Origin of the sequence: Afipia massiliensis (assembly GCF_001006325.2) — a bacterium.
Classification (GTDB): domain Bacteria; phylum Pseudomonadota; class Alphaproteobacteria; order Rhizobiales; family Xanthobacteraceae; genus Afipia; species Afipia massiliensis_A.
In genome coordinates this window covers 2,987,262-2,999,557 of record NZ_LBIA02000001.1, presented here as the reverse complement: position 1 = coordinate 2,999,557, position 12,296 = coordinate 2,987,262, and the positions used below count along the sequence as shown (strand labels likewise).

Below are 12,296 nucleotides of genomic sequence, written 5' to 3'. Positions count from 1 at the left end.
CGATGAACCGGAGGACACGCAATCACCGCGGCTGCATTGCCCTCATGAACGCAGTGGTCTTGTCGTCCGCCGGAAAGAACGTCTCCAGCGCCAGTTCCGACAGCGTGACATCGAGCGGCGTGCCGAACACCATCGTGGTCGAAATGAAGCTCAGCACATCGTCGCCCATCCGCATCTGGAACGGAACCGCAAGACTGTTCTCCGCGCCGACGAGATGCGGCGTCTTTCGTGCCGGAATCGGATAGGTTTTCAGCTCATCGTAGAGTGCAATCAGAATGGGATCGGCGGTTGCCTCGCACTGGCGATGCAGGCGCTCCAGCAGATGTGCGCACCACTCGGCCAGATTGACGGTGAGCGGCGCGATCCCCTGCGGATGAAAACTCAGGCGCATCACGTTGATGGGCGCCGCCAGCAATGACGGCGCGACGCCCGCGAGGAACGGCGCGATCATGGCGTTGGCCGACACCAGATTCCAGTGCCGGTCCACCGCCAGCGCCGGATAAGGCTCGTGCGCCTTCAACACGGTTTCGACCGCCTGACGTGCCGCCGCCAGCGCGGGATCGTCGAGCGAGCGATTGGGAAATGCCGGCGCGAAACCCGCCGCCACCAGCAACACGTTGCGCTCACGCAGCGGCACGTCGAGCCGCTCGGCAAGGCGCAGCACCATGTCGCGCGATGGCGCGGCGCGGCCTGTTTCAACGAAACTCAGATGCCGCGCGGAAATCTCGGCATCGCCCGCAAGGTCGAGCTGGCTGAGATGGCGGCGCTGCCGCCATTCGCGCAAATGATCGCCGAAGGCGTTGGGTCTCGCCTTGGCGGCGGATTTGACGGCGCGGCGCGCCGAAGACTGTGGGTTCATCATGGCTGAAACCTAGTGTCCCGAATCCGACGTTCGCCCCACCTGCAGCGCCCTCTTAGCGAACGTCGGATTCGAAAGGACACTAGGAAATTATAACTTGTAGCGTGGCTTTGGTTCGCTAGTCCGCAAACGGATCCCGGTTTGAGGGCGATGCGGACTAGCGAACCGCCACGCTACCATGCAGATTTCGCACGTTCCATTACCTGCAAGGTAATCGATTTGGTCCCGCCGCCGGATCATCTTCTGCACCACAGGAGATGACCGATGATCACGCATGACCGCCCAACCGCCGCCGACAGCCGTCCCGCCGACGCCTTCAACTGGGTGCTCCGGCTCGCGACACGGATGACGGCGCGCTCACTCAACATGCCCGAGCCTCTGCTCCACCACACCGGCGCGCTCGTGTTTGCGCATGTCGCTGCCGCTGAGCGGCGCGCCGTGAAAACCCTCTGCCCGTTCACCCTGCTGCGTCAGGCCCTCGCCCGCCGCCGCAAATCCTGATCGTCCAACCACCGACCAACCCAAAGGAGAACCATCATGATCAATCCATCCCTGTTCCTTCGCCGTGCTCTTCAGATCGATGCAGCCTTCAGCGGAGCCGCCGCGCTGCTGCTGGTGTTCGGCGCCGGTTTCCTTGCTTCACTGCTGAACCTGCCGGAAGCCTTCCTGCGCAACACCGGCCTCATCCTGGTGGCGTTCGCTCTGGGCGTCAGCTACCTCGCCTCGCGTGAGATGATGTCGAAGGTGGCCGTATGGGCCGTGATCGCCATCAACGCGGTCTGGACCATCGACAGCATCCTGCTACTCGCAAGCGGCTGGGTCTCGCCCAATCTGCTCGGACAGGCCTTCATCGTGATGCAGGCGATCGCCGTCGGCGTGTTCGCGGAGCTCGAGTTCATCGGGCTGCGCAAGAGCGCGAGCGCCGTTGCAGCGCGCTAAGCGTCATCATCCCAAAACAAATGCCGGGCCGGATACGCCATCCGCCCGGCATCTTCCATTCGATAAAAGTTTATCGATCTCCGTTCCGGCCATTTAATTCAAATCGGCTAACTTGGTCGTGTCGCCATGGGAGCCGAATATGTCGGTTATTGAAGCGGAATTTGGAATGACCACCGAAGACACGTTTGATCACCGCCTGCCGCTCGTCCTGCTGCGCGAACGGCGCCGCGAACTGGTGATGCAGATGGGCTCGGGAGCGCCTTCGATCTCCAAGGCCCTGATTCAGGAAATCGCGGCCGTTCAGCAGACCATCAAGGCGGTCGAAGCCGTCATCGCCGAATAGCGGATCGAGCCGGCGCGGTATTCATCCACAGCCTCAAGCGGCCATGCCCTTGCCGGGAGTGCCGCGGGCGGGCTTCAGTCCCCTCACCGCAATCGTGCGGTGCATTCAGTCCGGGGACTTGCCATGAATCTCAGCGCGCCATCTTTTCCGATTTTCCTCGTCTCAATCATCCTCGCGATCCTGGCGGCGCTTACCGTTTATGCGCGCGTCAAAATCCCGTTCATCAGCGGTCACGGATTCGCGACGCTGGGGATCAGCTATCTGCTGCTGCTGGCCGGCAACATGTTCAAAGGCCTCTAGTGTGGGACACTAGATCGCGCTCGCGTGTTCCACGGGAATTGAACCGAGGCAGAAAAATGCTCAACGTCGCCTTCCCCATCGCGCTCGCCTTCGCGGCGGGCATCAGCATTGTCATTCAGCAGGCCCTGAACGCAAACCTGCGGACCGCACTCGACTCGGCCGCGTGGTCCGGCTTCGTGAGCTATTTTGTCGGTGTTCTCTGCATGGCCTTGCTGGCGATTGCGTTGCGCGACCCGATTCCGTCGGCCAGCGTCGTGAGCCGCATCCCCGGTGGGCATGGAGCGGCGATCTCTTTGGCGCAATCTTCATCGGCCTGGCGATCTATCTGGTCCCGCTCCTTGGCGCGGCCACGTTCATTTCGATTCTGATCGCCGGTCAGATGATCGCATCGATCACCTTCGACCACTTCGGCTGGCTTGGCCTTGCGCAACGCTCGATCGATTTGTCGCGCCTTCTCGGCGCGGCGCTCCTGATCGCGGGCGTGGTACTCATTCGGCGCTGATTGAAGAAATCAGTCGCCGCCGGGTCTGAGGTTCTTAGATTCGTCAGGCGCGTTTCGCTCGAGCCGGGCTTTTTGGCTGTACGCGCCCAAGCGGCTTCGTCCGTGCCGCCTTGGTCTTGGTCGGTTTGCCCGTGCCCCGCGCATGCGCGTTGGCCTTGACGCCGCCGAGCGTGTTCCGCTTTGCCGCCTGCGACGTCGTAACCTTGGCGACCGCCTTCTTTTTGCGAGCGTCCTTGGCCGCCTGCTTATCCGCCTTTTTGGCAGCCTTCTTCTCGGCCTTCAGCTTCAGCCGCAGCTTTTCAGCGCGGGCCTCGGCGCGCTTTTTCGCCCGCTTCTTCTCGCAGTGATCGCACTTGCAGCCGATGGGCTTGAGGAAAATCTTGAAGTAGTCGGTGCCGTAATCGTAGTTGATTTCCTCGCCCGGCTCGATGGTCTTGATGGCGCGGATCACGACCTTGCGCTTGCGCGAACTGACGTCGGACTCGGCATTCGGGCGGCAGGCGTGGTTGATGTAGCGGGCGATGTTCTTGCGCACCGAGCCGTCGATGGTCCAGCGATTGTTGATTTCGAACAGGTACTTGTTGTCGATGTCGTCGTGCTTCTTGTTCTTCGAATCGAGCATCGGCCCGAAATAGCGGATGATCTTGCTGCCCTTCTTGATCTTCTGGGTGGCGAAGAGACCGAGCCCGGTCTTGGACCGGCCGATGCGATAGGGCTTGCTGGACGAGATTTCGGGCATGGCTCACTGCAAAACTAACGAGGAGACTGAACGAGGACACATAAAGCGCGCTGACAGTGCTTCTAATGCGATTCCGTGCTTGATGACACGTTTTTCGCATGCGCGGCGTGAACGATCCACACGCCTGATACGACCAAAGAGACCATCCGTGTGACAACACAGCCTTTCAAAACGGGTTCCAGATCATGCCGGGCGACGACCGAACCATTGCGATGACATCCCTGCTGCTGGCCTGCGTGTACGCGGGCCTCATGGGTCCTGCGTCCGGGCAAACCGCCCAAAATATCAGCAGCTACACCTCAGCCGCCGACAAGGACTGCCGAAAGCTCAACGGCGGCAGCGCCGATGACGACGGCGGAACGCGGGTCTGTCCCGGCCCTGCGGGGCTTGTGGTCGTGGTGAGTGAGGGCGACCTGCGCGAGACCGTCTCGATCGGGCGGAATGCGAAGGGAGCTTCCAGCGAACCTGCGGCAAAAGCCTGGTTCGGGCCGTTCAGTTCAACAACGCCGACCATTGAATGGCGCCGGGCTGCCAAGGACAAGCCGCCGTTCGCGATGATCCAGCGCTGGCATCTGGCCGATATCGAGGATGAGGGGAAGGACGGCCGTCCAATCGCGAAGCAGCTTCTCGTGGTGACGCGGCTGCAGCCCGGCAGCACGAACTCTGAAAATGCCGTCTGTCACGTCGCCTACATCGACGTGAAGGCCAATGCCAATCCGAATGATCTAGCCCGCGAGGCCGCGGACACGATCGCGCGTGATTTCAAATGCGGAACCGACAGGGTGAAGGTGGTCGGGACAAGCGGCCGGGCGGTGGAACTGGCGCAGCCGAGGTAGCTTCAGCACCTGCGGCCGCAGCTCAATGCGACTTGAGCATCGCAGCCAGCAGCATCTCCTCGGTGATGCCCGGCGCGGCATCCAGAATGTATTGAAGCCGGCCATCCAGATACAGCATGGCGAAGCCATGGACCAACGACCAGATTCGCGCGACGTCGGCGGCTTGCGGCAGCGTCAGATGATCAAGCGCAATCTCTTCATGGCGGCGGGCGCCGACAATGCTGGCCAGGTTGGTAAAGGCGGCCTTGGACGCTTCTTGCAGGACCGGCCTGCTGTGATCCAGCCGCTCGGCGCGGAACATCAACTGAAACATGCAGGGGTTGTCGCACGCGAAAGCGACATAGGCATTGGCCCTGCCCAGTTCGGCGGCCTCGGTCGATGCAGCGGCGCAAGTGGCCGCGCCCAGCGCCGCGGAAAATTGTTGAAACCCGATCGCTGCCAGTTCGCTGAGCAGTCCAGTGACGTCGCCGAAGTGATGGGCCGGCGCGGCGTGCGACACGCCCGCCTCCCGCGCCACCGCCCGCAGGGTCAGTCCATTGAACCCGTCGCGCTCGGCGACCCGCTTGGCCGCCTGAAGCAGGGCCTCGTGCAAATCGCCGTGATGATAGGGCTGGTCGCGATCAGGTTTGTGTACGGATTTGGCCGCAGATGGAGAGATTTTTTTCGCAGACAGGCGCTTGGGCAGCGTTTTTTTTCGCGCCGTTGCAGTTCCGGGGAGTTTCTCCCGCCCTGTTGCGTTCCGAGCACCCATGCATGCAATTTAGGTATGCATGTTGACGGTGTCAAGATTTTCCTTGACGGACCTTCCGGAGGCGACTAAATGCATCTTTACATCGTCAAGATATTTTCCGGCAGGCAGCCATGGCCCTCTTTCTGATCATTGCCCCGTTCGCCACCTTCGCCTCGCTGATGATGTTGACCACGGTCAAGATCAGCCTCGCAGCCAGCGCGGTGATCGCCTTCGGCCTGGTGTGCCGAGATATGGTCGGCGGCCGCTCGATCAAGATGCTGACCACCGGCGCCCTCATTATTTTCGCATCGCTGGCCGGATACCACCTGATCGCCGCGACCGAGATGCACCCGACCTCCGTCCGCCTCGCCGTCGATGGCGGCGTGCTGGCTATTGCGCTGGGTTCGATCGCGATCCGCCTGCCCTTCACGTTGCAATACGCGCGGGAGATGGTCGATGCCGAAACGCTCAAGCAGCCGCGCTTCCTGCGCACCAACTACATCCTCACCTGGGTCTGGAGCGCCGCTTTCGTTCTGATGCTCGTCGCCGACATCGTCGCGATCTATCTGCCCAGCATGCCGTTGTGGGTTTGCGCCGCCATCGCCTTCGCCGTCCGCAACAGCGCCTCCTACTTCACGCAATGGTACCCGAAGCACGTTCGCGGTCGCGGCCAGCGCCAACACGGCCGCTGCCTGATCCCGACAACAGCGCAATCGTTTCAGCCTCAAGGAGCCTTCAATGGCCCGCACTGCCCTCAAGATCCTTCTCGGTTTCCTCTCGACCGCCGTGTTTTTCGCGGCCTTCATTGTTGTCGGTGATGTCCTGCTGGCGGCGATTGCCGGCACCGCCATCGTCGTCGTCCAATTCGTATTCGGGCGAACCACCAGCGCGAAGCCGAGCGTCGCGATGTGGGCGAGCCTCGCAATTGTCCTCACCCTCACCGGGATCTCGCTGAGGGGTGACGATGCAAGCGCTTCGCTGGCGTCAGAGACGGACGTTACGGGCTCGGTCGCCAACTGTGCCTGCACGCCTGCGGATAAGGTGCGACGCCTCGCGGTCCCGTTCCGACAAACGCCAAAGGCGCCCGCACCCGCGCCCGGCGGCGTGTGATACATGGCCGGAGCCCTTCGCAAGCTTTTCGCGGACTTCTTTTCGACCATCGTCTTTCTCGCGGTCTATGCCGCGACCGGCGACATCCTGATCGCGACCGGCGTCGCCATCGCGGGTGCTGTCGTCCAGTTCATCCGCTCGCGGATCGGGCAAGAGAAGCTGGACATCATGACGTGGGCGAGCCTCGGGCTCGGCGGCGCGACGCTGCTGACCAAGGACCCCCGTTTCGTTCTGCTCAAGCCCGCGATTGGCCATTTCGCTATCGGCACGATCATGCTGCGCAAGGACTGGATGCTGCGTTACTCGCCGCCGATGGTACGCGAAACCGTTCCCCACATCGCCACCATTGCCGGCTATATCTGGGCCGCATTCATATTCGCGCTGGGGCTGGGCGTGATCGCCGTCGCCATGATCGCCGTCGGCGCCAAGATCGTCGCATTCGGCATCACCTGGATCATCCTGCGCGTCGCCATCGCACGGAAGCTGCGCGCCGCGGCGGCAACGGCTACCTGAAGCAAGCGCGAATCCACGATCACCTGCGCCACTCTCCGATGATCTGGCCGGTATCGGCGATCTCGATCTGGATATCGAAGCGTCGCCGATAAAGGTCCGTCAGCGCATCGTGACTCTCATCGGATGAACTGCAAACGGCATCGGCGGCCAGGATCACGCGATAGCCGTGATCGACCGCCGCCATCACAGACGACAGCACGCAGACATCGGTTTCCGAGCCGCTCACGACCAGCGTGTCGCATTGCCGCGCGCGCAGTTCGGCATGCAGCCGGCCATTGGCGAATGCCGAATAGACCATCTTGTCGAGCACGCCCGCCGGCGGGACGAACTGCTGCAGCTCCGGCATCAGATCCAGCAGGCACGGATCCAGCCTCTCGCGTGTCACGTTCTGCCACTTCTCGTAATAGCGCGCCCAGGTGCCGGGCAGGTCTGACGCGCGGTGCGGCGTGATGAAGCGCGTGAAAATAGTTTTCTCTGGCGCATGACCGGCCAGCGCAACGGTGTTGGGAAGCACGCGTTCCATCCAGGGGGTCGGCCACGGACCGTCGCGGGAGAACATCCGCTGCATGTCGACGCAGAGATGGACGGCGTGTGACGGCACCTCCCGCGCCAGCTCTCCCATCGCCCGCCTCCTCCCAGAAACGCTCAGGGCAACGGTCATCGCGCCCGGGAGTTCCGGCACAAAATTTGTCTGTCGTATGACAAATGGCTCCGACAAAAAATCGGGATCGCGTCGGAAAAATACGCTATATCGGCGGCAGCGTGTGCTGCGCCAAGACCAATTCAGGCTGTGCAGCACAGCAAAGGGGGACAACAATGGCAGTCGATGGAAACTGGAATATCACCTTGAGCACACCGCTGGGCGATCGCGACGCGACGCTGACGCTGAAAGCCGACGGCAGCACGCTGATCGGCAAACAGGCGGCGGACGGCAACGAAGCGGACATCGTTGACGGCACCGTGAACGGCAACGACGTTGCGTGGAAAACCTCGATCACCAATCCGATGCCTCTGACGCTGGCCTTCAGCGGCAAGGTCGACGGCGATTCCATTTCCGGCGATGTCAGCATTGGCCCGATGGGCAGCTTCCCGTTCAAGGGAACGCGGGCGTAAGACACGTCCAAAAGCAGACCCGAGTTGAGCTGCTTAACGATCGACAAACTCAATCGTCATCACCGGGCTTGTCCCGGTGATCCACGTCTTACTACAGCGCACAACAAGACGTGGATGGCCGGGTCAAGCCCGGCCATGACGACTGAGGATGTTGAAGCGCCTCGCCTCAGTTCCGCAGGGAGGCGCGGATCAAACTAGACACCCGGCATCCAGTTGCCGTGGAAGCCCTGCGGCACCCGGGCTGGAAGCATGATGCGCGCGACGGGCTTTGCACCCATCCGCTGGGCGTCGAGGATCATCAGGTCGCTTGCACCTCGAGCGCGATCGTAGACGAATCCGATCAGCCAGCCATCGTCTTCGCCCTTGCCGCCCGCACCCGGCACGTGAACGAATTCGCTCGCCATGCCCTTGTCGAACGTGTGCTGCGTGCTCTGGCCGGTCTTCAGGTCGTATTTGCGCAGCGAGCTGTACGAGCTGGTCGCGAGGTTCTCATCTCCGGCATCGACCGTGTAGACGATGTCGTGACGCATCCCGGCGCGGTCGTCGTTGACGCGCGGAAACTCGATCGACCTGTCATCCAGCGTCTGCTCCTGCGCCCTGGCCGCACCCGGCGCAATGCGCCAGCGCCGCAGCACCGCCTTGTCGAACGTCTTTGATGACGGCCCACCGCGCCACAGCTCGTTGTACCAGGCGACATCGATCACAATGGTGCCGTCAGACTCCTCGAACGCGTTGGCGACGTGGAAAACATAACACGGCTCGATCTCGACCCAGCGCAATGACTCGATGCCCGCGCCGCGCTTCAGGATTCCAAGCCGCGCGCCGTAGCTGTCGCTCCAGGCAAACGGCATGGTGCCGCGCTGCGCCGCCGGCATGTCGAACACCACCGGCAGATCCATGAAAATGACGTGCTGCGATGTCATCGCGAAATCATGCACCATGGTCGGCGCACGCGTCGGCACCGGGACACTGCGCAAGAGCGTGCCGTTGGCATCGGCCGCATGATAGGTCAGAAACGGCGGCTGAAAGCCGTAGCCGAAGAAGTGCAGTTCGCCCGTGGTCGGGCAAATCTTCGGATGCGCGGTGAACGGCGTGTCGAGCTTGCCATCGTAGTCGTAGGACCCGATCGTCTCGAGTTCGCGGTTCATCACCACAGGCAGCGCGCTCTCGACCAGCGCCATGATCTTTCCGGCATGGGCCATGACGTTGGTGTTGGCAACGCCGGAGCGAATGTCGGGCATGCCCGGTTTCCGCGGCGCGCCGTTGAAACGCGGAGTGCGGACCCAGCGATTGCGGTACCACTCCGCGCGGCCGTCCTTCAGCGACACCCCATGCAGCATGCCGTCGCCGAGAAACCAGTGGCCGCTGTGACCTTCACGCGGATTGGCGCCGTTGCGGGCGTACAGCCCGTTCAGTTCGGGCGGTATCGCGCCCTCAACCGGCAGATCGAACGCGGTCACCTCTTCGTGGACCGGCGCGAGATTGCCCTTCTCCCAGAACGGCTCGCTCTCGGCGGTGGTGTCCAACTGACTCATTGCAATATCCTCCCGACTTTTATGGCTTGAAGTGAACAGTGCATACTTTACGGCCACGCCACCGCAATGTAAACAGCGGTTACATGAGGACTGCCAAAAAAGAGAGTTATCACCACGGCGACCTGCGCAGCGCGCTGGTGGCGCTGGCGCTGGAGCGTGTTCGCAAAGGCGGCGCGGAGAGCTTCAGCCTGCGCGAAGCCGCACGCGATGCCGGCGTGACATCAGGCGCCGCTTACAAACACTTCGCTGACAAGGACCAGTTGCTGGCGGCGGTCGCTGCCGAGGCGCTGGCGCTGCTCGCCCATCGCTCGCAAAAGGCGACCTCGGGGCTCAAAGGCAAGGAACGCCTGCACGCCTCGGCGATGGCCTATATCGATTTCGCTGCTGCCGAGCCACGGCTGTTCCGTCTCGCCTTCAGCCGCTTCGGATCGGACGACCAGACGCAAAAGGACGGCATCCCCAGCGCGTTCGCGCAGTTACGCTTTGCGGTTACCGAACTTCAGACCGATCCCGGCAAGCCTGCCGATCCGGATGCACTCGCGCTGGCCTGGGCCGTCGCACACGGCATCGCATCCCTCATCAGCGACGGCATGTGGAAGAAGAACGACCCGCGCGTGGCGGCGGCGCTGCGGCTGTCGTTCAAGGGCATCGCGCCGCAGAAGTAGCGCGTTTTACTTTCTGCAGATCACCTCAGCCCGCTTGTTGTACTCGGCGATGCCGGTGTCGATCGCGCTGACATTCTGCGCGCGATTGGAGCCACTGTCGCAGCGTTCGATCACGCTTCGCTGCACACCCAGCGCCGCGGTGTAGCGGCGATAGGCTGCGCACTTCGCAGCATCCGTGCCGTCCGCCAGTTTCTCGATGCCCGCTCGCGTCCGGCGCACGTTCTGGTCCGCCGCGTCGTGATCCTCACGGCAGTCCGCCATGGCGGCGCTGACACCGCCGCACATCAGCATCGGCACCAAAATGACGGCGAACCAGATCGCGCGGCGCATTCCGGATGGCTCCTAGCCGAGATTGAGCTCCTTGAAGAAGTCGTTGCCCTTGTCATCCATGATGATGAAGGCCGGGAAGTTCTCGACCTCGATGCGCCAGATCGCTTCCATGCCCAGCTCAGGATACTCGATGACCTCGACCTTCTTGATGCAATGCTCGGCGAGGTTCGCCGCCGAGCCGCCGATCGAGCCCAGATAAAACCCGCCGTACTTCTTGCAGGCGTCGCGCACCTGCGCCGAGCGGTTGCCCTTCGCCAGCATCACCATCGAGCCGCCCGCCGCCTGGAACTGATCGACGAACGAATCCATGCGCCCTGCCGTGGTGGGGCCGAACGAACCGGACGCGTAGCCTTCCGGCGTCTTGGCAGGACCAGCGTAGTAGATCGGATGGTTCTTGAAGTAATCCGGCAGCGGCTCGCCCTTCTCCAGGCGCTCGCGCAGCTTCGAATGCGCGGAGTCGCGCGCCACGATCATCGTGCCGGTGAGCGACAGCCGCGTCTTGGTCGGATACTGCGACAGCGTGCTCAGAATATCCTTCATCGGCTGGTTGAGATCGATCTGCACCACCTCGCCGCCGAGCGTCGCTTCCACCGCAGGCAGATACTGCGCGGGGTTATGCTCCAGCTCTTCCAGATACACGCCGTCCCTGGTGATCTTGCCCAGCACCTGACGATCCGCCGAGCACGACACGCCGAGACCGATCGGCAGCGACGCACCGTGACGCGGCAAGCGGATCACGCGCACATCGTGGCAGAAATACTTGCCGCCGAACTGCGCGCCGACGCCGAGCGACTGCGTCATCTTCAGAATCTCTTGCTCCATCTCCAGATCGCGGAAGGCATTGCCGTCCGCAGAGCCCTGCGTCGGCAGTTCGTCGAGATAGCGCGCGGAGGCGAGTTTCACCGTCTTCATGCAGAGTTCAGCGGAGGTGCCGCCGATGACGATGGCGAGGTGATACGGCGGACACGCAGCGGTGCCGAGCGTCAGCACCTTCTCCTTCAGGAACGCGTGCAGGCGATCCTTGGTCAGCAGAGACGGCGTGCCCTGAAACAGGAAGCTCTTGTTGGCCGAGCCTCCACCTTTTGCCATGAACATGAACTTGTACGCGTCATCGCCCTCGGCGTAGATTTCGCACTGCGCCGGCATGTTGTTGGCGGTGTTCTTCTCCTCGAACATGGAAAGCGGCGCGACCTGCGAATAGCGCAGGTTGCGGCGCAGATACGCATCGCGCGCGCCCTCGCTCAAAGCGGCTTCATCGTCACCCTCGGTGATGACGCGCGCGCCCTTCTTGCCCATGATGATCGCGGTGCCGGTGTCCTGACACATCGGCAGCACACCGCCGGCGGCGATGTTGGCGTTCTTCAGAAAATCGAACGCGACGAACTTGTCGTTGTCGCTGGCCTCGGGGTCGTCGAGGATCTTGCGGAGCTGCGCCAGATGGCCCGGCCGCAGGTAGTGGTTGATGTCCCCGAAGGCGGCTTCCGACAGCGCGCGCAGCGCCTCACGGGTCACCACCAGCATGTCCTTGCCCATCACGCTCTCGACGCGGACGCCATCGCTGGTAATCTTGCGATACGGCGTCTTGTCCGCGCCCAGCGGAAACAGCGGGGTGTGCTTGTAGGGCGGGACGGCTTTGGGCGTGGGCACAGGGATCGGGGCGTTCATCAAGGATCTCGCAGGTTGAAGAGCGAAAAGCGCCGGAATTTCAATGGTCCGGCCATCGCAAGGCACTGGTTTGAACCGTTCTAATCGCTTTTCCGACAAAGGGAAGATGGCCAAAAG

At 62.5% G+C, this 12,296-nt stretch carries 17 protein-coding genes and 1 pseudogene; 11 read left to right on the top strand and 7 right to left on the bottom strand.

Annotated elements, in window-relative coordinates:
* Positions 1–22: 22 nt before the first annotated feature.
* Entirely contained in the window at positions 23–862 is an 840-nt protein-coding gene (locus tag YH63_RS14310; RefSeq protein ID WP_046827016.1) for a helix-turn-helix domain-containing protein, read from the bottom strand.
* Between the two features lie 261 nt (positions 863–1,123).
* On the opposite strand from YH63_RS14310, the gene YH63_RS14305 reads away from it, so the two are divergent.
* From YH63_RS14305 to YH63_RS14290, 5 genes and pseudogenes are all read left to right on the top strand, one after another.
* Complete coding sequence (locus YH63_RS14305; protein WP_046827017.1) at positions 1,124–1,360, top strand: hypothetical protein; 237 nt, start codon at positions 1,124–1,126, stop codon at positions 1,358–1,360.
* A gap of 36 nt (positions 1,361–1,396) precedes the next feature.
* Positions 1,397–1,798 carry a hypothetical protein gene (locus YH63_RS14300; RefSeq protein WP_046827018.1) on the top strand — a complete coding sequence of 134 codons (402 nt, stop codon included), beginning with the start codon at positions 1,397–1,399 and terminating at the stop codon, positions 1,796–1,798.
* A 139-nt stretch (positions 1,799–1,937) separates the two neighbouring features.
* Positions 1,938–2,141: a hypothetical protein gene (locus tag YH63_RS14295; RefSeq protein WP_046827019.1), complete on the top strand. Its 204-nt coding sequence runs from the start codon at positions 1,938–1,940 to the stop codon at positions 2,139–2,141.
* Between the two features lie 123 nt (positions 2,142–2,264).
* A complete protein-coding gene (locus tag YH63_RS21645; protein WP_170978694.1) occupies positions 2,265–2,441 on the top strand; it encodes a hypothetical protein in 177 nt (58 codons plus the stop codon).
* A 56-nt stretch (positions 2,442–2,497) separates the two neighbouring features.
* Positions 2,498–2,943, top strand: a pseudogene (locus tag YH63_RS14290) (DMT family transporter).
* Positions 2,944–2,986: 43 nt separating this feature from the next.
* Here the strand turns inward: YH63_RS14290 and YH63_RS14285 are convergent.
* Complete coding sequence (locus tag YH63_RS14285) at positions 2,987–3,682, bottom strand: SET domain-containing protein (RefSeq protein WP_046827020.1); 696 nt, start codon at positions 3,680–3,682, stop codon at positions 2,987–2,989.
* Positions 3,683–3,867: 185 nt separating this feature from the next.
* Between YH63_RS14285 and YH63_RS14280 the strand changes: the two genes are divergently transcribed.
* Positions 3,868–4,518, top strand: coding sequence for a hypothetical protein (locus YH63_RS14280; RefSeq protein WP_046827021.1), 651 nt, complete (start codon positions 3,868–3,870; stop codon positions 4,516–4,518).
* 22 nt (positions 4,519–4,540) lie between these two features.
* Here the strand turns inward: YH63_RS14280 and YH63_RS14275 are convergent, their stop codons facing one another.
* The gene (locus YH63_RS14275) at positions 4,541–5,269 is read right to left on the bottom strand and encodes a TetR/AcrR family transcriptional regulator (RefSeq protein ID WP_046827022.1); all 729 of its coding nucleotides are present in this window, start codon (positions 5,267–5,269) and stop codon (positions 4,541–4,543) included.
* Positions 5,270–5,379: 110 nt separating this feature from the next.
* Here YH63_RS14275 and YH63_RS14270 point away from each other — a divergent pair, with 110 nt between their 5' ends.
* Genes YH63_RS14270 through YH63_RS14260 form a run of 3 tightly spaced genes read left to right on the top strand, consistent with a single transcriptional unit; the run spans position 5,380 to position 6,871 of the window.
* Entirely contained in the window at positions 5,380–6,066 is a 687-nt protein-coding gene (locus YH63_RS14270; protein WP_246658058.1) for a hypothetical protein, read from the top strand.
* Positions 5,987–6,358, top strand: a complete 372-nt coding sequence (locus YH63_RS14265) for a hypothetical protein (protein WP_046827023.1) — start codon at positions 5,987–5,989, stop codon at positions 6,356–6,358. The genes YH63_RS14270 and YH63_RS14265 overlap by 80 nt, the downstream gene beginning before the upstream one ends.
* A gap of 3 nt (positions 6,359–6,361) precedes the next feature.
* Positions 6,362–6,871: a septation protein IspZ gene (locus YH63_RS14260; protein ID WP_046827024.1), complete on the top strand. Its 510-nt coding sequence runs from the start codon at positions 6,362–6,364 to the stop codon at positions 6,869–6,871.
* A gap of 19 nt (positions 6,872–6,890) precedes the next feature.
* Here the strand turns inward: YH63_RS14260 and YH63_RS14255 are convergent, their stop codons facing one another.
* On the bottom strand, positions 6,891–7,493 hold the full coding sequence (locus YH63_RS14255; protein WP_046827025.1) for a cysteine hydrolase family protein: 603 nt from the start codon (positions 7,491–7,493) through the stop codon (positions 6,891–6,893).
* 194 nt (positions 7,494–7,687) lie between these two features.
* Between YH63_RS14255 and YH63_RS14250 the strand changes: the two genes are divergently transcribed.
* On the top strand, positions 7,688–7,984 hold the full coding sequence (locus tag YH63_RS14250) for a hypothetical protein (protein WP_046827026.1): 297 nt from the start codon (positions 7,688–7,690) through the stop codon (positions 7,982–7,984).
* Positions 7,985–8,178: 194 nt separating this feature from the next.
* Here YH63_RS14250 and YH63_RS14245 read toward each other — a convergent pair whose 3' ends face one another.
* Positions 8,179–9,519, bottom strand: a complete 1,341-nt coding sequence (locus YH63_RS14245; protein WP_046827027.1) for a carotenoid oxygenase family protein — start codon at positions 9,517–9,519, stop codon at positions 8,179–8,181.
* Between the two features lie 83 nt (positions 9,520–9,602).
* Here YH63_RS14245 and YH63_RS14240 point away from each other — a divergent pair, with 83 nt between their 5' ends.
* Positions 9,603–10,184 carry a TetR/AcrR family transcriptional regulator gene (locus YH63_RS14240; protein WP_046827028.1) on the top strand — a complete coding sequence of 194 codons (582 nt, stop codon included), beginning with the start codon at positions 9,603–9,605 and terminating at the stop codon, positions 10,182–10,184.
* A 6-nt stretch (positions 10,185–10,190) separates the two neighbouring features.
* Here the strand turns inward: YH63_RS14240 and YH63_RS14235 are convergent, their stop codons facing one another.
* The gene (locus YH63_RS14235; protein WP_046827029.1) at positions 10,191–10,514 is read right to left on the bottom strand and encodes a hypothetical protein; all 324 of its coding nucleotides are present in this window, start codon (positions 10,512–10,514) and stop codon (positions 10,191–10,193) included.
* 12 nt (positions 10,515–10,526) lie between these two features.
* Complete coding sequence (locus YH63_RS14230; RefSeq protein WP_046827030.1) at positions 10,527–12,179, bottom strand: fumarate hydratase; 1,653 nt, start codon at positions 12,177–12,179, stop codon at positions 10,527–10,529.
* Between the last annotated feature and the right edge of the window lie 117 nt (positions 12,180–12,296).